Source organism: Streptomyces sp. RPA4-2 (genome assembly GCF_012273515.2).
GTDB lineage: Bacteria > Actinomycetota > Actinomycetes > Streptomycetales > Streptomycetaceae > Streptomyces > Streptomyces kaempferi.
Window position 1 is genome coordinate 4,314,463 of sequence record NZ_CP050975.2, and the last position, 19,982, is coordinate 4,334,444.

Below are 19,982 nucleotides of genomic sequence, written 5' to 3' on the forward strand. Positions count from 1 at the left end.
GGCCGCCCGCACGGTTCCCGTGTGCTCGGTCCCGCGTGCTCGGTCCCGCGTGCTCAGATCAGCCCCGGCCGCCCGGACAGTTGGGGGTACAGCGCCCCCGGCCCCTCGGCCAGCGCCGCCTGGGCCTGCCTGCTGGCGTCGTCGGCGAGCACCTCGTGGAGTCCGGCCTCGACACCGTCGAGCGCCGCACGGGCCACCGCGACCGGATCGGCCTTCGGACCCGCCACGCTCGCGGCCATGTCCGTCGCCATGTAACTGACGTGCAGGGCGGTGACCTGCGTGCCCTGTTCCGCGAGAGCCAGCCGCAAGGAGTTCGTCACCGACCACTCGGCGGACTTGGCCGCGGCGTAACCGGCGCTGGCCGTGACCGACAGCCAGGACAGCACCGACAGCACGTTGACGATCGCGCCGCCCCCGTTGCGTCCGAGGGCGGGGGCGAAGGCCCTGCACATGGAGAGAGTGCCGAGAACGTGTGTCTCGAACTCGGTGCGGAACGCGTCCAGGCCGGTCGTGAGCACGTCGGCCCGGGTCGTCGAACCGGCGTTGTTGACGAGCAGCGTCACGTCCTGCGCCAGGTCCGCCACCGCGCGCACGGATTCCGGGTCGGTGATGTCCACGGCGACGGGGACCACCCCGGGCACCGTGACCTTCCCGGGGTCGCGGGCTCCGGCGTAGACCTTGGCCGCTCCGGCGGCGACCAGCTCCCGTGCGAACTGTTCACCGAGTCCGCGGTTCGCTCCGGTGACGAGGGCGATCGAGTCCTGGATCTTCATAGGGGCACCTCACGGCATGGGTTGCGGGCCGAGACCGGCGCCGCGACCAGGCACGACAGCGCGACGCCACCCCTTCTTCGAACGTATACCGCCCCCCGCGCGGTCACCACCCGAACCGGCGGGGCTCGGGTGAGTAGGCGTACTCATGACGCGCGCGGCCGCCCGGGAGAGGATCAGGGGCATGACAGCGATCAGGACGACGGGGGTCCGGCTCGGGATGGCGCCGATGGTGGTACCGGCCCTGCTGGCCGTGCTGGCCGTGGGATGCGGAACGCATCGGCCCGGGGACGAGGCCGGTGCGGAGGGACCCTCACGGGCGGCGGCGACGCCGAGCGCTCCGGTGGACTTCCGGTGCCCCGGCGAGAGCTCCGCACCGACGCCGACGCGGACCCCGGGCACCTCGGGGCCGGCCACGCCGCCCACCGACCACTACGCGGAGAACCACGGCTTCATGGTGCCCTTCCCGCTGCACGGCCGGGAGCGGTGCGAGGGGCTCGCGGCCGTCGCGCGGGTCGAGGGCGCACTCGAACCCCTGCGTGAGCGGGGCGACTTCGCGCCGGACAGCACCCGCGACGCGCTCACCGGCCTCGGCTACCCCGCCTCGAAGGTACGTACGTACCAGAACGGCCCCACGGAGGTCGGCTTCCTCATCGACACCTTCCCGCTGTGTGTGGAGGGCGGGATGAACCGCGAATCCACCCAGGCGGACGCCTTCGGCGGATACCCAGACCACTCCGCCTGCGACCGGCCCAGCGGCGGCCACTGACCCCGACCGCCGCCCATATGCCCCGGCGGGACGCGGAGGCGGCGGTCGCGCTGCTCCACCTGGAGGGCCGTGCCGCTCCGCCTGGAGCACCGCGCAACCGGAACTCCCTCGCCAACTCCCCCAGCGGCAGGGCCTGTTGGCTACCAGGCCAACGGCGGTGGTGAGCAGCGCGGGGGAAGCGTGACCGTACCGGGCTTGTGCGCGAACGTGTCCATCACGAGCCACTCGTCCAGCTCGGGGTCGTAGAGATTCTGGATGCCGAACTGCAGCACCTGCCAGAACGTGCCCCGATCCTTCTGATCGACGTAGATGTCGCCCAGTGCGAGGGGGAACCGAAGGAATTTCCCCGGCGGCCGCTTCGGCACGACGACACCGACCCGCCAGTGGTTCACGTACCGGTTCGGGCTCCGCTGGAGGATCTCCCGCCCGACGAACCGTGCGCCTCGGAACGCCTCGTTCAACTGGTCGAGGCCGAAGCCCGGGATCCGTGAGCACGGATGTTCGGTCAGGCCGGGCCACTTGTAGGTCAGCGTGTAGAGGCTGCCGTGGTGGATCAGGTTGGTGAACCAGATCGGGTACTGCGGGCCGCCCGCGATCATCTGGCTGTCGCCGTTTCTCCCCTCCCAGGTGAACGGGACCGTGACGCCGAGGTCCCGGACGATCCACCTGCCCTTCCCACGGAAGTCCCGCGGGAGGCGAGGGGGGCGCGGCATGGGCGTGCCGGACCGTTTCTCCGCCACGGTCGCGAACGACCGCGCGACCCCGGTCCGCGTTCCGGCGTGGGCCGGCTGCAGCATCGTTGAGACGAGGGCGATCGCTCCGGCGAGAGCCGCCGCCGCTGCCGCCCGACGTGTGCGTGTCCAGCTCATGGTCTCCCTCTACTGTCGCGTCAGGTGCCGTCGTGGCGCCGGGTTCGAACACAGAGATGTCACCCCGCCGCTCTGTCCGGGGACGAGAGCGCAAAGCGCACCAAGTGGAACATTCCCTATCAGACGACAGCAGGGTTGGCGCTCAGGCGAGCCGCACGCCCCGGCCCGGCCCCCGCTCTTTCCTCTCTACGGCGGGCGGCCGGCCCTCGTTTACGGCGGGCGGCCGGAAACCCGGAGTGCGCGGTCGGTCCACCGCGCGCTCCTGGGAAACGGATCCGGACCGGCGGCCATGGGCCGCGGACCTGCTCCGGACCCGCTCCGACCGCTGACGCCTACCAATTGATCTCGGCCGCCAGGAAGGGCTCGTTCTCGGGAGCCTCCTTGCGGGCCCGCAGGACGCGCTCGGCGGGTGCGCCGGACGGCACGCGCAACGGAGGTTCGGACAGTTCGATCGTGTCGGCCACCGTGGCGGCCACCTCCTCCGGGGTGATGAGTTCGCCACGGAGCGCGGGCAGTGCCTCGTAGAGCGGGGTGTAGGGATCGTTTTCCCTCAGGAACACCCTGGCCCGCTCGCCGCCGCCCGAGGAAACCGCGCCGGGCTGCACGACGCTCACCTTGATACCGAAGTGACCCGTCTCGATGGCGAGCGTCTCGGCGAGCGCCTCCAGTGCCCATTTGGTGGCGCCGTAGGGGCCGATCATGGGGAGCACCAGACGTCCCTGGATGCTGGAGACGAAGACGAGATGACCCGTCCCCCTCTCACGCATGGCGGGAAGCACGGCCTGCGCCACCCGCAGCGCACCCAGGGTGTTGAGCTGGAAGAGTCGTTCGACCTCCGAGAGCGGGACGCTCTCCAGGGGCGCGCGCACGGTTTCGCCGGCGTTGCTGACCAGTACGTCGATGTCGCCGGCGTCCCGGACGGCCTGGTCGACGCTTTCCTGGTCGGTGACGTCCAGGCGAAGGCGCTGGTCGACGGGGAGGTCGGCCAGCGTTTCCGGCCGGCGTGCGGTGGCGATCACTCGATGGCCTCGGCCTGCCGGCGCGACGGCGATGGCGCGGCCGATGCCTTTGGATGCGCCGGTGATGAGCACGGACGACATGGTGGACCTCGTCTTTCATGGGTGTCGGCGGCGGCCGCGCCCATCGCGTCGCGGCCGGTCACGGCTCAGGCGGCGGCTTCGACGCCGACGAGGTTGACGGACAAGGGCGTCGCACTGTGGCCGGCCGTGCACGCTCTGATGAACTGGGGGGAGTCCTTCTACTCCCCGAACGGAGTGAAGCGCGTCCTCCGTCATGACCTGGACGGCGGCCTCCTCGACCGCGACGGGCGCTGCCGGGACTGCGGTTCAGCCGTCCCGGTCCCGGAGATCCGGGTCGAACCCGGCCCCGGCTTCCAGCCGACAGGCACCGAGGTCGACCCGGTCTCGGGCGCGATCAACACACCACGCCGACTTCTCGAACCGATCGCGACAGCCCACAACCCCGGCTGAGGCGACGGACGCGACGCCGTGGGCCGTGCCGGTTGCCGGCGCTGGCTCCATCCCTGCAGCGGACACCGTCGACATCAATGACCGCACGCTTTCAACTGTCACTGGAGTCGCGTGACTCAGGGCGCAGCTGATCTTCACCGGACTGCGGCTGGTCACCGGGATACTCACCTCAACTGACCTGCGGTCGGGCGGTTGTTGGTTGTCGTTGTCGGTGGTTGGTGGTCGACCTCGGAGGTTCCATAGAGGTTCCAGGACTCGGCCCGTCGCCATCGGGGCCGGGCCGCACAGTGTCGGGCCGTCGGGCCGCCGCGAAGGGAAGATCAAGAAGGCATCGACGCCTCTCTGGAAGACCCCATAGGATGCGGCGCTCAATCCAACCGCGATCATGCAAAGAGGGGGGCGCGGGATGCTACTGACGTGCCGGAAGTGTCGACAGCGTGAAGTTGCTTTTGACGGGATCAAGGGACTGTGTCCGGTCTGTCAGCAGAAGAGCGACTTGTCGAAGCCGCCTCAGCGTCGCGGGCGCAACGACAAGGCGGCGTTGCTGGTCCAGTCCAAAGTGAGTCCCGGTCGGGTCTCGCTGTCGGGCCCACTGCTTACGGTGCTGGCCGCAGCCGCGGTAGCCATCGTCAACGAGGCCGTGCGGTTCTCCGCCGAGCGCACGCGGGCTCACCAATGGGCCTTGGCCGCCGCCGACAACGGTTACGACCGGCAGGCTTTGCACAGCGCACTCCAGACGATCAGCACCACGGGCATGTTGCGCTTCGTAGCCTTCATGGCAGTTCTGTACGCCTACCAGCGGTGGGCGCGCGCCGGTCATGCGAACGCCATGTCACGCACCGACATCGGACTGGGATGGATCAGGGCCCTGCCAGGCGGCAACGGAGTCGTCTGGGCCTACGGCGCGTGGTTCCTGTCGGTTTTCGCCGCGCTCTACGTCTCGTTCGTGACCAACTCCAACCTCCAAACGCCCGACGACTACGAGACCGCGGCGAACGTCGATGCCGTCTACAGCCTGGTCCGAATAGCCCTGGCCGTCCTACTGAGCGTGTTCTCCGTGCAGTTGACCCTTGGGCTGAACAAGCTGCTGGCCACGCCGCAGACGATGGACGTGGCCGACCGGCCCGTCGAGCTGCAGACCGTCGACGAGGAGTAACGTGCCACGGCCGGCCGCAGCGCCGCCTTGAGCAGGGCAAGGACCGCCCTTGGGGCGGGCGGCTTTCAGGCGCCCACTCGACGTGGGAACTCCCACGGCGAGGCGGCTGCAATCGCGAGTTGGGTCGGCACCGCAACGGCAAGAAGAGCAGGCCTCCACCTGGCTCTCCGGCCGCAAGATCACACGGGCTGAGGTTCCAGGGAGGTTCCACGGCACGAAAATGCCTCCCGCCCGCGCCGTATGCGCAGGTGGGAGGCATGATCGCTATTCCTACTTCTTGCCCTGGGTCTTGCCCAAGAAGTTGGCGACCTGCGTATTCGCTGGTCTGAGCGGTGCCTCGCTGCGCCTGCGTAGGTGTCATTGGTCGTCGTTGGCCACTGTTGAGCAACCTCGCACGGCCCAGAGACGGCCCAGGACGCCAGGCCATCCGCCGCACCGCACTTCTGATCCGCTGACCCGACCGCGCCCTGACGGGCGCACGCAACCAGCGGTTCACCCGCTGAGTTGACGATTTGACGCTGATCCAGAGGGGCGGTGCGAGGCGGGCGAGTATGGGGGCGGCTCACCCCGGCGCGACGTGCTGCTCTACGCGAGGACGACGAGACCGCCCGCTGATCCGTGGAGGCCGGCGACGGCGCCGTCGAGGGCAAGAGCCGCTGGTGGGATCTGGTATGCGAGCCCGGCGCCACGCGCCTCGTTGTGATCTGATGGCGGACCCCATACCCGGGTGAGATGTGGCGCGAGCTGCCGCCCGTGAGCCATCCCAGGATGCGGCCGAACCTGACGCTCACCTTGCGGCAGATCCGGTCGGTTGATCTTGCGGAGTAGGGTCGAACCACCCGACGGAGAACCGGCGTCAGTACCACGCCAAGAACTTTGGATCATGCACGTCGACCCGGGCGGCCGCCTCAAATGTCAGAGACGCTTGAGCAGCTCAGTCTGATCAGGCATGCTCCACGCCCCGAGGGCAGGGGACTTCCGGCGACGCCAGGCTGACACATGCCACGTGCCGGCGCGCTCCAGTCCGCCTCACCACATAGGACACGGTGTAAGTCGACAACCTCACCTGATAGCGCCTCTGTGTGTCAAGCGGCTTGAGCGAGGTGGTTCTGTTGGTCGCGTTTCATGATCCGGTAGACCACGTTGGACAGGCGTCGCTTCAGGGCTCTGCGGGCTTCGGACGGTGTCTTCCCTTCGCTGATCTTGCGGAGGTAGTAGTCCTGCCCGCGTCCGCCGTCGCGGATCTGGCAGACGGCGATGGTGTGCAGAACCGAATTCAGCGCGCGGTTGCCGCCGGTGTTGAGCCGGTGGCGGACGTTGTTGCCGCTGGAAGCGTCCAGGGGTGCGCTGCCGGTGTAGCTGGCGAAGTGGTGCTCGGTGGGGAAACGGGTGACGTCGCCGACGTGCCCGAGAACCTTGGCAGCCAGCACGGTGCCCAGGCCCGGCAGGCTGGTGAGCGTGGTGCGGGTCGCGGCCAACGCCTCGCGCATCTCGGCTTCGTAGTCCTTGACCTGCCGGTCCAGTCGGCGGAGGTCGGCCAGCAGGTCGCGGGCTATGTCCCGGCGACAGTTGTCGGTGGCCGTGGCTGGCCGGATCCCCTTCATCAAAGCGGCGGCTTTCTCAGCCGACAGGCCGGTGGGTGCTCCGCCGGGCAGGAGATCGCGAAGGACGGCGTGGAGTCGGTTGAGGACGCGGGTGCGCTCGTGGACCAGGTCGTCCCGGCGCTCGGTCAGGAGCCGCAGGATCGTGGTCTGGTCCTCCTGGACCACGGGGCGCAGGTCGTGGCGGAACAGAGCGACCTGGGCGACGTGGAGAGCATCCTTGGCATCGGTCTTGCGGTCGCCGCCGGTGGCCAGCAGCCGGGCCCGGGCCGAGAGCGTGGAGGGCACGTCGACCACGTTCTCGCCCCCGGCGGCCAGCTGTTGGGCGAGCGAGCGGCCCAGGCCGCCGGCACCTTCGACAGCGAAGCGACGGTCGGGCCACTGCTCGCACCAGCGCATCAACTGACGGAAGGTACCGGCGTTGACGACGAACCGGCCCTGGGCCACCTGGTGGCCCGCGGCGTCGACAGCGACGGCGGTGTGGGACGACTTGTGGGGATCGATGCCGATCAGGATCACAGGCTTCTGCCCTCGCACTCGATGAGACGGGAAGGGGAGTGCGGTGGGCACCCTGACTTGAAGTCACCGTGTCACCTTCATGCCTCTGTCGAGCCACACCGCGCGGGTGTCGGCCGGCGGCGGCACGCTATCAGTGAGCCAGCCCGAAGGCGGCAAGAAGCACTGCGGGCCCGTGCCGACCGACACCCTGGACGCTACGGCTGCAGACCGAGCATCTGGGCTCGATTCAACAAGTCAGGAAGCCTCGCCGTTTGGGCTCAACTTGCGTCGATCGCTTGCGGGTAGTTGAAGAATCCGGTCGGGTCGTATTTCCGCTTCACGTTGACCAGACGGGGGTAGTTCGTGCCGTAGTAGGCCTGTCGCCAGTTCTTCAGTGTCGGGTCCGGGAAGTTCTGGTAGGCGTGTTCGGGCGACTTGTCGGGGAAGATGTCGGCGTAGAACTGCTTGAGCCAGTGGAGGTTGGCATCGGCGACGCTGGAGAGGTCGTAGTCGGCCCACGAGGTCTCGGCAGCGAAGACGAAGAGGTCGTTTCGGTGTACGAACGCGGTCGCGTTCGGTGGTACCTGGTTGATCTCACCGCCGAGGGCGAACATCGCGAACCCGGCTCCGTCCTCGTTGTTGCTGCCAGGCCAGTCCAGCAGGCGCTCGGCTGCCGCGCTGACCTGCTGATCGGTCAAGAGAGTGCTGGAGTCCAGGATCGCCGATTTGGTGGCAAAGCGATCGATCGGTGTGGTCGCGCTCAGTAGCACGCTCGCCTCACCGGGCGTGACCTGACGAACGGACGCGCTGTTGCGGGCGCGTTCCTCGGCCGTGCCGATCTTGAGCAGCGGGTCGAGAATGGCACGCAGTTCCTGGACAGTGCCGTAGAACTGGCCGATGGCGTTGACGTTGGCATTCGCATGGATCTGTGTCCTGGTCATCCCGCTGGTACCGATACCCAGACGCAGATGGAACCGCCTGTCGCCCGCGGTGTCCTGGGCAATGTGCTGCGCGGCCGCGACCACCGGCAGTACGGAGTCCAGGTTCCAGCGGAGCTGGTAGAACCCCACGGTGCCCTCGAACTGCTCGTACTGGAAGGTGAACGAGGTGTTGACACCGAAGTTGTTGCCGGCTCCGCCGCGGCAGGCCCAGAACAGGTCGGGGTGCGAGTCCTTGCCGGCCTTGACCGCCCGTCCGTCGGCGAGCACAACGGTCGTGGAAACGAGCCGGTCGCAGGTCAGGCCGAACATCTTGTCGCTGAAGCCGATACCGCCGCCCAGAACCAGCCCCGCGACCCCGACGCTGGGGCAACGACCGGTCGGCACGAACATGCCGTGGTCCTCCAACAGCGGATGCAGGTCCCCGTTGGTGACCCCGGCCCCTACGGTGAGGGTACCGGCGTCGTGCACGACCTTCATCGGCCCGTAGACCCGAGAGCGGGCACCGCCCGGCATCGGGGTGGAGACGATGCTCTTCATACGGGCCATATTCAACAGCAGGCCCGTGGTGGTCGAATACCCGGCGTAGTTGTGTCCCAGCCCGGTGCGCGGTACGGCGGGCAGCCCTGCCTCACGAGCCCAGCGGACAGCTGCGGACACGTCCCTGGTGGTCGCGCAGGCAACGATGCCGGCAGGCCGAATTCCGGCGTACCTGTGGTTGAACGGCAAGGCCAGCGACTGGTACACCGAGCCATGCGGCCGGTAGAGGGTGGCCCCAGGGGACAGGGCCTCGGCCAACCGCTTCCAGTCCCGATCGCCAACCGGCCCTGCTGCCTCAGCCGCCGCAGCCGCACTTTCCGGTACTTGAAGCCCCAGCGCCCCAGCAGCGGTTCCCAACACGCCCGCCCGCAGCACGTCTCGCCTGTCGATCACAGCGACCTACCCTCACGCAGAGGTCGCAGGCTCCTCCTGCGATCCCATCGGCCAGTTTGTTGGTCGTCGACCGGAGCCATCCCCGTCGGCTGTCCACTCGCCAGACCCACCACACGAAGGGACGAGAGACGCACCGCCAAACAGCTCAGACACACCCAGGGCCGTTGTCTGCGAACGTGCCGTCAGCGCCTTCACCATGCGGTACTTGGCAAAGGCGCTGACGGCTTTCCGAACGTCCAGAGGATGGGTAGACCCACGCGGTTCTCAAACCGAGAGGTGTGCCGACGCGACTATGGAGTTGCCCACGGTCCGGCCGGCGTGGCCGCGGCGGCGCCCATCGCCCACGAGCCCGGATCATCCCTTCGTTGCCGGGCGTGAGTAGGTGGAAAGTGACGCTGAGCTTGATCTTGCTGCGGTCGGGCTACTAGAGGGTGCCTGCGGAGACGCCGAGCTGTTTGGCCATCGAGGTGATCGAGCGGCTCGGGCCGGACAACAAGTCGCGGGCGGCGCAGTTGACTTCCTCAGTGGCGAGGCTGGGCGCACGCCGATCCGGTCGCAGGCGGGGGCGACGGCCGGGCCTAGTAGCCCGACTGCTGATGCGGACGGCCCGGTCGTGTCGGCAGCAGCGCGTTGTCGAACACGTAGTCGCCAACGTTGGTACCGATCACGTTCCCGTCCTCGGCGTCCCAGCGGTAGTGCACGCCCAGCCAGAGTCGGCTCAGCTTGCCCTCCTCGGCGACCTGGCTGAAGTTGGCCATCCTGCGGTACGCCTCGATGGTGTGCGGGTCCTCGGAGTGTGCGATGAACGAGACGTCGTCACGACCGAAGAAGTGCTTCATCGCGCTTGCCCACGCAGCCGTGAAGTTGGCGTGCCCGGAGGTCCAGGCGGAGAAGCACGGGGTGAACGGTGCCCCTGCGCGGTCCGCGCTGAGAGGCTCCCAGGTCGCGTTCGCGCCGCCCGTCGCCTGGATCGCGGACGCCGGGCGCCACAGGTTGATCGGGCTGTCGAACTTGCTGTCCCAGGCCGTGATCCCGGCATCCGCCAACGACAGCGCCGACAGCGCGAACAAGTGGGTGGTCTCGTACGTGTCGAGCTTGAACTTCTTGGCGACGATCCCGGTCAGCTGGAGCAGTTGTCCCGGGGGGTGGTAGGTGCCGTTCAGGTCATGGTCCCAGAACCAGCCGATGACGGTCTGATCGTAGGTGCGCTCGGTGGAGTCGACGGCGCCGACCCGTCGTACCTCGTCGCGCTGGGCTGCGTACTCCGGGCTGGCCACCAGATCGGCGTAGGAAGTGAAGCCGCGCAGGGTGGGAGGCCGGAACTGCGAGCCAGAGCGGAGCACGAACGGCCTCACCTTGCCCCAGTTCGGGGTCACCGCGTCGCTCGGCTGCTTGCAGGCCCCTTCGTCAGCCGTCGCCTCTTCACCCGTCGGCCGCCAGGCTCCAGGTGTGGTGGTGTCGCCGCTGTAGGTCTCCGGGTTGTCCGAACCGTCGCCCGCCCGGGCTTTGTTGATCTGCCTCACCACGCGGTCGACCACCAGGCGGTCGAGGGGGTCGTAGGAGTGGGGGGAGCGGCCGGTCCGGGCCCTGTACTTGGCGTCGATGTACCCCTGATCGCCCGGGTACAGCTGCGAGATCATCCGGTACGCCGTGCGGTCGATCAGTCGCTCCTCGTCGTCCGGACGCGGCCGCGAGTGTTTGTCGGCGTACTTCAGCGGCCGGTTGAGGTATGGCTCGTACTTCAGGGTTCCGTACGTGTACTGATAGGCGCTCTCCGCGTTGTAGATCGCCGCGAAGACCATCGCCCCGGACCTGGACAGTTTGCCGGGCGAGGCGTCCCAGCCCCGCGCATTGCGGAACGTCTGGAGCAGGACGTTGTTCCAGTACTGCGTCGGATCGCCTTTGTGCCCTGACGCGGCGGCTGACTGTGGCGCACCGACCGCCACCGGACTCAGTCCGGCGAGCAGGGCACCGGCCACGACGCCGGCCCGTAGCCGTCCCAGGCGTCTGCCGGTACGGCACTTCAAGCGTGGGAGCACGGATTTCACGGCCGACCGACGGCCATGATTGGGCTCGAGAGGCACAGTATTCCTTTCGACGTCGCTGATCGACAGCGGTAGCGTAAGGTCAGATATGCGTAAATAGAGATCAACCACGCCGATATGCTGCCTGCATCCTGCAACTTCATGATTTACGCAGAAATGCTCATCCGGTCATGATTGACGGCCAAGCTGAGCCGTGATCGCCCAGACGTGGAGGTCTCACTCGTGTGAGCGATTTCCGGATCCACCGAAGGGCGGCTGTCTGACACTGACTCCGCGAAGAGAGCGTGCTCGCCCGGCAAGTCGGCCTGCCCTGTGGCCGTTCTTCAACAGGTGGATCGCCGCGAAGTCGCTGACGCCGCCGTCGTACAGGTGCGCCACCAGTGGCGGCTGCCCAACGCCGTACACCTGGTCCACCGCGAGCAGCCGCCCGGGCTCCCGGTCGAGACCGATCTCTTCGACCGTCTCGCGGCGAGTGCCCTGGTGCGGCGTCTCCCCGTCGTCGGGTTTCATGGTGCCGCCCGGAAGCGTATGCCGTTGATCAGCTGCCTCCTGGTCCATATCGGCGGTCGACCGGACTTTTTTGTTCCTTGGCGACAGTGACTCCAGCACCGCCCATTGCTCGTCCGCCAGATCTCCGCGCGCCACAAAGCGCCGCCCCGGTTTGCCGCTGCGCTGACGGATCTCGTCTGGGCGAGGCCGATATGCGAGGCGGGGAGCTGCGGCGTCAGACGCCTTGGCCGTGGTTGCGAGTGTGTCGAGACGGTCCACCGTGGCTGCCCTTGCTACTGTCCATGTCGCCTAAATCATCTATAAAGATGAATTCGCGTCTGCTGGTGGTCGCGAGGACATGGGCCATGAACGACTTTTCCCGTCGCTGACTGCTCAAAGCGACGGCGGTCGCCGGTGCAGGTGCGGTCGTCGTGCCGGGCGCTGCGGCCGTCGCAGCCCCCGGTGCGAGTGCCGTGACCGGGGTATACGGGGGCGAGGCGTATGGGGCGGAGTGCGGGCCGGCAAAGCTGACCGGCCGGATCGTCCGCCCCGAGGACCCCGGGTACACGGACGCGCGTCTCGGCTGGGACCAGCTCTTCTCCCACTATCCGCTGGTGATCGTCTTCGCCCAGAACACTCAGGACTTGGTGAACGCCCTGACGTGGGCGCGGCAGAACGACGTCGCGCTGCGGATCCGGAGCGGCCGCCACAGCCTTGAGGGCTGGTCGAACGTCGACAGCGGCCTCGTGATCGACATCAGTGAGCTGAAGTCGGTCCACATCGACAGTGCCTCTCGCATCGCGACGGTCGGCTCCGGTCTCAACCAGCTGGAAGCGGTGACCACGCTCGCGAAGCAGAACTTCGCGGTGACGCTGGTCGACGCGATCACGGGCCACCTGGAGCACTACGCCGCCGCAGGACAGCACGGTCATGTGTTCGTCGGTCCGCAGGGTGGGCAGCTTCGGCGGAGCAACTTCCGGGACGACTGGGTCAAGGCGCGGAAGGATGCGGGCGTCACGGCCGAGCTGCACTTCCACGACCTGAGGCATACGGGCAACACGCTCGCCTCGACTGCCGGGGCCAGCACCCGGGAGCTGATGACGAGGGTGGGCCACAGCGGCTCGCGGGCCGCGCTGATCTATCAGCACATGACCAGTGACCGTGATCGGGCCATTGCCGACCAAGGGCGGGCCCCGAGAACCCGGCGCCCACCCGGCACGACAGCCGGACCATCAGCCCCGCCCGCAAGCAGAAATCTTCACTCTGAGCGAGCAAAGGGATCGTCAGCAAGCTGACGATCCCTCATGCAAGATCGAGGCTAACGACACCCCTTCGACTGCGTCGGGCCCTTCTGCGTGAAAGGCCGAGCCTGACCGGGGCGGGGCCCCGACGGCGCACTGTCGATCAGCGTGACGCGGGCGGGATGCTCTGCTCGTACTGGAAGACGTTGTAGGGGTCGTACTTCGCCTTGATCTCGCGCAGCCGCTCGAAGTGGCGTCTCCCCCAGTAGGCGGTCTCCCACTCCTGCATGCCGACGTTCGGCACGTTGACGTAGGCGCCGTCCACGAAGCTGCGCATCGCCTGGCTGAATTCGGCGGTCCAGGCCTGGCACGTCGAGGTGAGCGGGTCGCAGACGCCTGGTGTCGTTGAAGGAGTCCCCCAGGCTGCGCCGATCTCGCCGTAGAAGATCGCGTCGCGGTGCACGAACGCGGTGCCGCCGCGGGGCTCCTTCTTGATCGCCCCGCCGAAGGCATCGACGAAGTAGTTGCTGTCCTCCGTGGGAGCGTTTCGCATGTAGTAGCCGATGACGTCGATCGCCTTCTTCGGGAACAGCTTCTTGGCGAACTGTGAGAAGAACTTCGCGTTGGCGGGCTCCTGCGAGCGCGGGACCTGGGCTCCGGCAAAGATGGGGCCCCAGTTACCGACCTGCACCTTCACATCGGGCGTGCCGATCGACAGGATCGGGGCCAGCATCTTTCTGGCCTCTGCCGCCGTGCCCTCCGCGAGCCACGCGAACAGCAGGATCTGGGACTTGTGGATCTCGACTTCGGATCCGAGGCGGTTGTCGGCGAACGGTACCGTACGCTGCCATGCATCGAAGATCCCATGCAGGTCCGTAAGGCCGTCCCAGGTCGCCTGCACATAGGCGATGCGCTTGAGCGGGCGCACCTTGTAGGTGAGTTGCGTGACGATTCCGAAGTTGCCGTTTCCCGCCCCACGGAGCGCCCAGAGCAGGTCTGAGTGGTCCTTCAGGTCGGCATGGATCACCTTGGCACAGTCGCGACCCGACGGGACGACGACCTCGGTCCCGATCAGGCTGTCGCAGGCCATGCCGAGCCAGCGGTTGAGGGGGCCAAGGCCGCCGCCGACCGTCGCACCGACCAAGCCGACGCTGCCCTCGCTTCCGGTCGTGACCGCGAGGTCCTGCTTGGCGAGCGTCGTCACCGCTTCCAACTGGGTCAGGCCGGCGCCGACCTTCGCGATACGAGCGTCGGTGTCGATGTGGACCGACTTGAGCTGGCTGACGTCGATCACGATGCCGTTGTCGATGTTCGACCAGCCCTCCAGGGCGTGGCGGCCGCTGCGTACCCGCAGTGCGACGTTGTGCTGCCGCGCCCAGGTGAGGGCGTTCACCACGTCCTGGGTCTTCTGGGCGAAGACGATGACCAGCGGGTAGTGAGAGAACAGCTGGTCGTAGTCGATGCGGTCATCCGTGTACGAGGCGTCACCGGGGCGGACGACGTGACCGGTCAGCTTCGCCGGCGGACATCCCGACGACCCTTTAGTCGGGTCGCTCGCGGCCAGAAGGCCCGAGGTGCTCGCGGCCGCAATGTCCGGTGCGCCTGCGGCCATAAGGCCCGGGACGACGACCGCCCCGGCGCCGGCGGCCGCTGACGCCCTGAGCAGGTAGCGGCGGGAAAAATCGCTCAAGGTCCAGATCCTCTCGATCGGGCTGCGCCGGTACGCGGCTGAGGGAGCCCTTACCCGCCAGCCGCCGGGCAGTCCTTTGTGGTCGACCCCCGCACGGTAACGGGGCGACCATGCGGTGTTTCGCGACACGCCAATTGAGGACGATGACGACAGTCTGAAGGAGTAACTCAGCGGGATCCCGTCATAACCGGTTTGGGATGCACCGCGCCCTGCTCGAAGCTATCCCTTGGCCCAAGCGGTCAGAATACGCTGGTGCTCTCAAAGATGATGGGCTCGCCGATGTCGCTAATTAGGTCAGCATCTCGCAATGGCCCGACGAACCGCCTTTCTGATAAGAATTTGTGGGCGTGCCCCCGTAATCACCACTCTCCGCCTGGAGAACCCGGCTGGTCACTCGCGGGACTCATCGTGCGAACGGTGTGCCGCTGTGCGCACGTGTACGCCGGTTGGTGTCGGCCGCTGATGTCAGGCCGCCCGCCTGTTTTCCTGGCCACCACTGACAGAAGGCCACGGTCGCGTCATCACCGGATTTGTAGCGTGGCCACCGGATGCCGGTTGGATATGTCGCCTCAACCTTGCGAACAGAATGTGTGTCCATGCCCAGGGACACTTCCTGCGCATCGGGCTCGTCGAAGTCGCACGTGAGGCGCCGCCGGCTTGGGCCACCGCTGAACTGCTCACCGACGCTATGGGTGCCGCCGCTGCCCACGTGCGCGTGGACGGCCCGGTCATCGACGGACGCGGGCACACCTTCACCTTCGGTCGTCAGCTCGACGTCGGCACCATCCGATCCGCCGACTTCGACGGCGGCCAAGAGCTGACGGAGCGTGCCGTCGCCTCCTATATCGCCAAGTACGCCACCAAGGGCGCGGAGACCGCGACGGGAGCTCTGGACCGCCCGCTGAAGTTCCTCGCCGAGCTGGCCCAGCTCGACATCAGCGAGCATGCCCGCCGGCTGATCCGAACGGCCTGGACTCTGGGCGCGCGCCAAGGAACTAGAGGATCTCCGGCTCCGCGCCTGGGCTCACATGCTCGGTTTCCGCGGTCACTTCTCCACCAGGTCGCGCCGCTACTCGACCACCCTCGGCGCTCTCCGCACCGCCCGCGCCGAGTGGCGCCGCGCACAGGCCGCAGCAACCACCGAGAGCGACACCGCCACGACCCTCGTCCTCTCGCACTGGGGCTTCGCCGGAACCGGCCTTTCGTCCGCCGAAGCCTGGCTCGCCGCATCCCTCGAACCCGCACCCGGAACAGAAGGAGAACCCACCCATGGCTGAGCGGCGTCTCACCGTGGCGCAGGTCCCCGACGGACCGCGCTCCCTCCCGGCGCGGTACCTCACTCCTCTGGACGTCGCGGAGCTCCTGGGCGTGCCGATCGAAACGGTCTACCAGTGGCGCCGGAAGCGCACCGGTCCCTGCGGCTTCCGGGTCGGCCGGCACCTGCGCTACGACCCCGACGACGTCCGAGCCTGGGTTGAGTCCCTGATGGAAGGGGCTGCTGCCTGATGGCCGGGCACATCCAAGACCGCTGGTACAAGAATGAGACGGGTCCGGACGGCAAGGTCCGCAAGGTCAAGAGTGATCGCTACGGCTCCGGGCTTCGCTACCGGGCGCGCTACATCGGCCCGGACGGCACCGAGAAAGCCAAGAGCTTCCCCGACCGGCAGAAGCGGCTTGCCGACCAATGGCTCGCCCACATCGAGGCGGACATGGCGCGCGGGCAGTACATCGACCCTCGCGCGGCCCGGATCACCTTCCAGCACTACGCCGAGCGCTGGGTGGAGGCCCAGGGCGCTGACCCGAACACGCAAGCCTCGATGGAGTCGCAGCTTCGGCTGCACGCTTTCCCGTACCTGGGTACGCGCCCCCTCGGGTCCTTTCAACCCGCCCACATCCGCGACTGGGTGCGGCAGCTTCAGGAGAACGGCGTCCGGGGCTCCTACGCCCGGACGATCTACTCCAACGTGCGTGCCGCGTTGAGCGCGGCCGTGGATGACGGGCATCTCCCCCGCAACCCGTGTGCGGCTCGCTCGGTCCGGCCGCCGACCGTCGACACCAAGCGCGTGATCCCGTGGACGCCGGAACGGGTCTTCGCTGTTCGCGCGGCCATGCCCGAGCGCTACCGAGCGATGGTCGACCTGGGCCGCGGCTGCGGGCTTCGTCAGGGAGAGATCCTCGGCGTCGCCGTCGACGCGATCGACTTCGAGTCGGACACGCTCCACGTGGTCCAGCAACTCAAGCTGAGTCGTAGCAAGGCCGTGTTCGCCCCGCCGAAGGGTGGCAAGCTCCGGGACGTGCCGCTCCCGGGGCCAGTCGCTGACGCCCTCCGGGCACACATGAATGAGTTCCCGCCGGTAGAGATCACGTTGCCGTGGAAGGTCGTGGACGGTCCCCCGGTGACCAAGCGGCTCATCTTCACCGGACCGCGCGGGGGTCACGTCTGGCGCACGTCGCTCAACGAGGAGGCGTGGAAGCGGGCGCTGGCCGGCGCCGGGGTGATCCCGGTCCCCGAGCGTGGCCAGCCCCACGCCGAGTCACGCGAGAACGGGATGCATGCGCTCCGCCACTTCTACGCCTCGGTACTCCTGGACGCCGGGGAGAACATCAAGGCCCTCGCCGAGTACCTGGGCCACTCGGACCCCGGTCTGACGCTTCGCGTCTACGCGCACCTGATGCCGTCCAGCCAGGAGCGGACTCGCAAAGCCGTGGCTGCTGTCTTCGGCTCGCCCAAGGCGATGCGACATGACGGCTGAGGGCTCGTACGCTCCGAACCGGAGAGGGGCGGGGAGAGCCTTGGCAGACGAGTACTTCTTGCTGGTGTGCGACGACGTGCCTCATGACGTGATGCTCACTGACCCCGGTCTCCGCGTGATGGACGTCGTCCAAGTCGTGCGTCGGCTGACGGGGCTGAGCCTCTGGCACAGCGAGGTTCTGGTGACACGGGTTCCCGCCATGATTATCACCGGCGTGCCCGAGGAAGACGCGGCGGCAGCCGTCTCGGCCCTCCGCGATGCGGGAGCCCAGGCAGAGACGAGAGAACAGCCGGAGCCGGACTTCCCTAAGCACTGAGTACGGCCCGGTCAACCGGCTGCCCGGCCCAGAGACGGCCCAGGCACAGCATCAAGCCCCCTACCGGCGGAGAACCCGCAGGTAGGGGGCTTGATCAGTCCGTCTTACTTCTTCTTGCCCTGGTTCTTGACCGCCTCGATCGCCGCCGCGGCCGCGTCCGCGTCGAGGTAGGTGCCGCCGGGGTTGAGGGGCTTGAAGTCGGCGTCCAGCTCGTAGGTGAGGGGGATGCCGGTGGGGATGTTCAGGCCCGCGATGTCGGCGTCCGAGATGCCGTCGAGGTGCTTGACGAGGGCGCGCAGCGAGTTGCCGTGGGCCGCGACCAGGACCGTGCGTCCGGTCAGCAGGTCGGGGACGATGCCGTCGAACCAGTACGGCAGCATGCGCACGACGACGTCCTTGAGGCACTCCGTCTGCGGGCGCAGCTCCGGCGGGAGCGTCGCGTAGCGCGGGTCGTCGAACTGGGAGTACTCGGCGTCGCGGGCGAGCGGCGGCGGCGGGGTGTCGTACGAACGGCGCCACAGCATGAACTGCTCCTCGCCGAACTCGGCGAGGGTCTGGGCCTTGTCCTTGCCCTGGAGCGCGCCGTAGTGCCGCTCGTTCAGGCGCCAGGAGCGGTGGACCGGGATCCAGTGGCGGTCCGCGGCCTCCAGTGCGAGCTGGGCGGTGCGGATCGCGCGCTTCTGGAGCGAGGTGTGGACCACGTCGGGCAGCAGGCCGGCGTCCTTGAGCAGCTCACCGCCGCGGACTGCCTCCTTCTCGCCCTTCTCGTTGAGGTTGACGTCCACCCAACCGGTGAACAGGTTCTTCGCGTTCCATTCGCTCTCGCCGTGGCGGAGGAGGATCAGCTTGTACGGTGCGTCGGCCATGCGGTCGAGCGTAATGGAACGCGCTGACGCGCCGCTCCCCCGGTCGGCAGACGGACAGGGACGCTCAGGCGAACGTCCGCCGGTTGACGGCATCTGTTAATCGAGTGGCCCACCCGGACCGGACTCTCGTAAGTTGTGCCTACCGCCCGAGCCACTTACACACCTTCCTGACCTGGGGTCCGCCATGCCACTAGTCGTGATGAGACGTGCCGTCCGAGAGACCGTCTCAGGACTCCCCCGTGAGTTCTGGTGGCTGTGGACCAGCACCCTGGTCAACCGGCTGGGGGCCTTCGTGGCCACCTTCATGGCGCTGTACCTGACGCTCGACCGCGGCTACTCCGCCTCGTACGCGGGCCTGGTGGCGTCCCTGCACGGCCTCGGCGGGGTCGTCTCCTCGCTCGGCGCGGGGGTGATGACCGACCGGCTCGGGCGCCGGCCCACCCTGCTCATCGCGCAGACGTCGACGGCGGCCTCCGTCGCGCTGCTCGGCTTCATGCACGACCCGCTGAGCATCGCCGTCGTCGCCTTCCTCGTCGGTATGGCCAGCAACGCCTCCCGGCCCGCCGTGCAGGCGATGATGGCCGACATCGTGCGGCCCGAGGACCGGGTCCGGGCGTTCTCTCTCAACTACTGGGCGATCAACCTCGGGTTCGCGGTCTCCTCGATGGCCGCCGGGTTCATCGCCGAGTTCAGCTACCTCGCGGGCTTCCTCATCGAGGCCGGCATGACGCTGGTCTGCGCGCTGGTCGTGTTCGCGAAGCTGCCGGAGTCCCGGCCGGTGCGGACCGCCAAGGAGACCGCGGTCGAGGCCCGCCTCGGGACCGTGCTGCGCGACCGGCGCTTCATGAGCGTCGTCGGGCTGTCCTTCCTGGTCAGCCTCGTCTTCCAGCAGGGGTTCGTGGGGCTCCCGGTCGCGATGGGTCAGGCCGGGTTCACCCCGGCCGACTACGGCTTGGCGATCGCCGTGAACGGTCTCCTCATCGTCGCCCTGCAGATCCCGGTCACCCGTTTCATCCAGCACCGCGATCCCCGGCGGCTGCTCGTGATCTCGTCGCTCCTCGCCGGGTACGGCTTCGGGCTCACCGCCTTCGCCGGCTCGGTCGGCGTCTTCGCCCTCACCGTGTGCGTGTGGACCCTGGCGGAGATCGTCAACGCGCCGACGCAGACCGGGCTGGTCGTCCTGCTCTCCCCCACGCACGGCCGCGGCCGGTACCAGGGCATGTACACCCTCTCCTGGTCGCTCGCCGCGCTCATCGCGCCCCTGATGTCAGGCGTCGTCATCGACCGGCTCGGCGCGGAGTGGCTGTGGGGGCTGTGCGCGGTGGTGGGCACGGTCGCGGCGCTCGGGTACGGGATGCTGATGAGCCGTCTCCCGGCGGAGGAACCCGCGGGGAAGGTGCCCGCGGTGGCCACGGAGACCGCGGCGCAGGCGCCCGCGGTGGGGACACCCACGGTGAAGGTTCCCGCGGTGAAGGCGGGACCGGCGGCCGAACAGACCACGGCGGAGGCGTGACCGGCGACAGGACCGCCGACGCGGGCAGGACCGCCGACGCGGGCC

17 protein-coding genes and 1 pseudogene are annotated in these 19,982 nt (G+C 68.1%); 9 read left to right on the plus strand and 9 right to left on the minus strand.

Annotated features, from left to right (window positions below; genetic code table 11):
* Window positions 1-53: 53 nt before the first annotated feature.
* Window positions 54-773 carry an SDR family oxidoreductase gene (locus HEP85_RS18745; RefSeq protein WP_168528763.1) on the minus strand — a complete coding sequence of 240 codons (720 nt, stop codon included), beginning with the start codon at window positions 771-773 and terminating at the stop codon, window positions 54-56.
* 181 nt (window positions 774-954) lie between these two features.
* Between HEP85_RS18745 and HEP85_RS18750 the strand changes: the two genes are divergently transcribed.
* Complete coding sequence (locus HEP85_RS18750; RefSeq protein WP_248001989.1) at window positions 955-1,539, plus strand: hypothetical protein; 585 nt, start codon at window positions 955-957, stop codon at window positions 1,537-1,539.
* Window positions 1,540-1,679: 140 nt separating this feature from the next.
* Here the strand turns inward: HEP85_RS18750 and HEP85_RS18755 are convergent, their stop codons facing one another.
* On the minus strand, window positions 1,680-2,408 hold the full coding sequence (locus HEP85_RS18755; protein WP_168528764.1) for a hypothetical protein: 729 nt from the start codon (window positions 2,406-2,408) through the stop codon (window positions 1,680-1,682).
* A 332-nt stretch (window positions 2,409-2,740) separates the two neighbouring features.
* Window positions 2,741-3,508 (minus strand): SDR family oxidoreductase, encoded by a 768-nt coding sequence (locus HEP85_RS18760; RefSeq protein WP_168528765.1) that lies wholly within the window; start codon window positions 3,506-3,508, stop codon window positions 2,741-2,743.
* Between the two features lie 93 nt (window positions 3,509-3,601).
* Between HEP85_RS18760 and HEP85_RS18765 the strand changes: the two genes are divergently transcribed.
* Together HEP85_RS18765 and HEP85_RS18770 are read left to right on the plus strand one after the other, a co-directional pair.
* A complete protein-coding gene (locus tag HEP85_RS18765; protein WP_211118023.1) occupies window positions 3,602-3,898 on the plus strand; it encodes a hypothetical protein in 297 nt (98 codons plus the stop codon).
* Window positions 3,899-4,394: 496 nt separating this feature from the next.
* On the plus strand, window positions 4,395-5,054 hold the full coding sequence (locus tag HEP85_RS18770) for a hypothetical protein (protein ID WP_168528766.1): 660 nt from the start codon (window positions 4,395-4,397) through the stop codon (window positions 5,052-5,054).
* A 1,085-nt stretch (window positions 5,055-6,139) separates the two neighbouring features.
* On the opposite strand, the gene HEP85_RS18775 is transcribed toward HEP85_RS18770, so the two are convergent.
* The 4 genes from HEP85_RS18775 to HEP85_RS18790 form a co-directional block, all read right to left on the minus strand.
* The gene (locus tag HEP85_RS18775) at window positions 6,140-7,174 is read right to left on the minus strand and encodes an IS110 family transposase (protein WP_168528767.1); all 1,035 of its coding nucleotides are present in this window, start codon (window positions 7,172-7,174) and stop codon (window positions 6,140-6,142) included.
* Between the two features lie 257 nt (window positions 7,175-7,431).
* Window positions 7,432-9,024: an FAD-binding oxidoreductase gene (locus HEP85_RS18780; protein WP_168528768.1), complete on the minus strand. Its 1,593-nt coding sequence runs from the start codon at window positions 9,022-9,024 to the stop codon at window positions 7,432-7,434.
* A gap of 578 nt (window positions 9,025-9,602) precedes the next feature.
* Window positions 9,603-11,051, minus strand: a complete 1,449-nt coding sequence (locus HEP85_RS18785; RefSeq protein ID WP_369657761.1) for a vanadium-dependent haloperoxidase — start codon at window positions 11,049-11,051, stop codon at window positions 9,603-9,605.
* A 234-nt stretch (window positions 11,052-11,285) separates the two neighbouring features.
* Window positions 11,286-11,837 (minus strand): NUDIX domain-containing protein, encoded by a 552-nt coding sequence (locus tag HEP85_RS18790; RefSeq protein WP_248001990.1) that lies wholly within the window; start codon window positions 11,835-11,837, stop codon window positions 11,286-11,288.
* Window positions 11,838-12,172: 335 nt separating this feature from the next.
* Here HEP85_RS18790 and HEP85_RS18795 point away from each other — a divergent pair, with 335 nt between their 5' ends.
* On the plus strand, window positions 12,173-12,853 hold the full coding sequence (locus HEP85_RS18795; protein ID WP_282189908.1) for an FAD-binding protein: 681 nt from the start codon (window positions 12,173-12,175) through the stop codon (window positions 12,851-12,853).
* A 109-nt stretch (window positions 12,854-12,962) separates the two neighbouring features.
* On the opposite strand, the gene HEP85_RS18800 is transcribed toward HEP85_RS18795, so the two are convergent.
* Window positions 12,963-14,618: an FAD-binding oxidoreductase gene (locus HEP85_RS18800; RefSeq protein WP_329288657.1), complete on the minus strand. Its 1,656-nt coding sequence runs from the start codon at window positions 14,616-14,618 to the stop codon at window positions 12,963-12,965.
* 520 nt (window positions 14,619-15,138) lie between these two features.
* Here HEP85_RS18800 and HEP85_RS18805 point away from each other — a divergent pair.
* From HEP85_RS18805 to HEP85_RS18820, 4 genes and pseudogenes are all read left to right on the plus strand, one after another.
* Window positions 15,139-15,766, plus strand: a pseudogene (locus tag HEP85_RS18805) (replication initiator); the annotation flags it as partial.
* Complete coding sequence (locus tag HEP85_RS18810) at window positions 15,759-15,995, plus strand: helix-turn-helix domain-containing protein (RefSeq protein WP_168528771.1); 237 nt, start codon at window positions 15,759-15,761, stop codon at window positions 15,993-15,995. The pseudogene HEP85_RS18805 and the gene HEP85_RS18810, both read left to right, overlap by 8 nt.
* Entirely contained in the window at window positions 15,995-17,242 is a 1,248-nt protein-coding gene (locus HEP85_RS18815; protein WP_168528772.1) for a site-specific integrase, read from the plus strand. Before HEP85_RS18810 ends, HEP85_RS18815 begins: the two co-directional genes overlap by 1 nt.
* Before the next feature lie 40 nt (window positions 17,243-17,282).
* Window positions 17,283-17,558: a ribosomal protein L7/L12 gene (locus HEP85_RS18820; RefSeq protein ID WP_168528773.1), complete on the plus strand. Its 276-nt coding sequence runs from the start codon at window positions 17,283-17,285 to the stop codon at window positions 17,556-17,558.
* A 104-nt stretch (window positions 17,559-17,662) separates the two neighbouring features.
* Here HEP85_RS18820 and HEP85_RS18825 read toward each other — a convergent pair whose 3' ends face one another.
* On the minus strand, window positions 17,663-18,424 hold the full coding sequence (locus HEP85_RS18825; RefSeq protein ID WP_168528774.1) for a phosphoglyceromutase: 762 nt from the start codon (window positions 18,422-18,424) through the stop codon (window positions 17,663-17,665).
* A 184-nt stretch (window positions 18,425-18,608) separates the two neighbouring features.
* On the opposite strand from HEP85_RS18825, the gene HEP85_RS18830 reads away from it, so the two are divergent.
* Entirely contained in the window at window positions 18,609-19,937 is a 1,329-nt protein-coding gene (locus HEP85_RS18830; protein ID WP_168528775.1) for an MFS transporter, read from the plus strand.
* The last annotated feature ends 45 nt before the right edge of the window (window positions 19,938-19,982 follow it).

Coding starts and splice junctions, on each gene's coding strand:
- HEP85_RS18745 (WP_168528763.1), bottom strand. CDS start 773: ATGAAGATCCAGGACTCGATCGCCCTCGTCACCGGAGCGAACCGCGGA.
- HEP85_RS18750 (WP_248001989.1), top strand. CDS start 955: ATGACAGCGATCAGGACGACGGGGGTCCGGCTCGGGATGGCGCCGATG.
- HEP85_RS18755 (WP_168528764.1), bottom strand. CDS start 2,408: ATGAGCTGGACACGCACACGTCGGGCGGCAGCGGCGGCGGCTCTCGCC.
- HEP85_RS18760 (WP_168528765.1), bottom strand. CDS start 3,508: ATGTCGTCCGTGCTCATCACCGGCGCATCCAAAGGCATCGGCCGCGCC.
- HEP85_RS18810 (WP_168528771.1), top strand. CDS start 15,759: ATGGCTGAGCGGCGTCTCACCGTGGCGCAGGTCCCCGACGGACCGCGC.
- HEP85_RS18815 (WP_168528772.1), top strand. CDS start 15,995: ATGGCCGGGCACATCCAAGACCGCTGGTACAAGAATGAGACGGGTCCG.
- HEP85_RS18825 (WP_168528774.1), bottom strand. CDS start 18,424: ATGGCCGACGCACCGTACAAGCTGATCCTCCTCCGCCACGGCGAGAGC.
- HEP85_RS18830 (WP_168528775.1), top strand. CDS start 18,609: ATGCCACTAGTCGTGATGAGACGTGCCGTCCGAGAGACCGTCTCAGGA.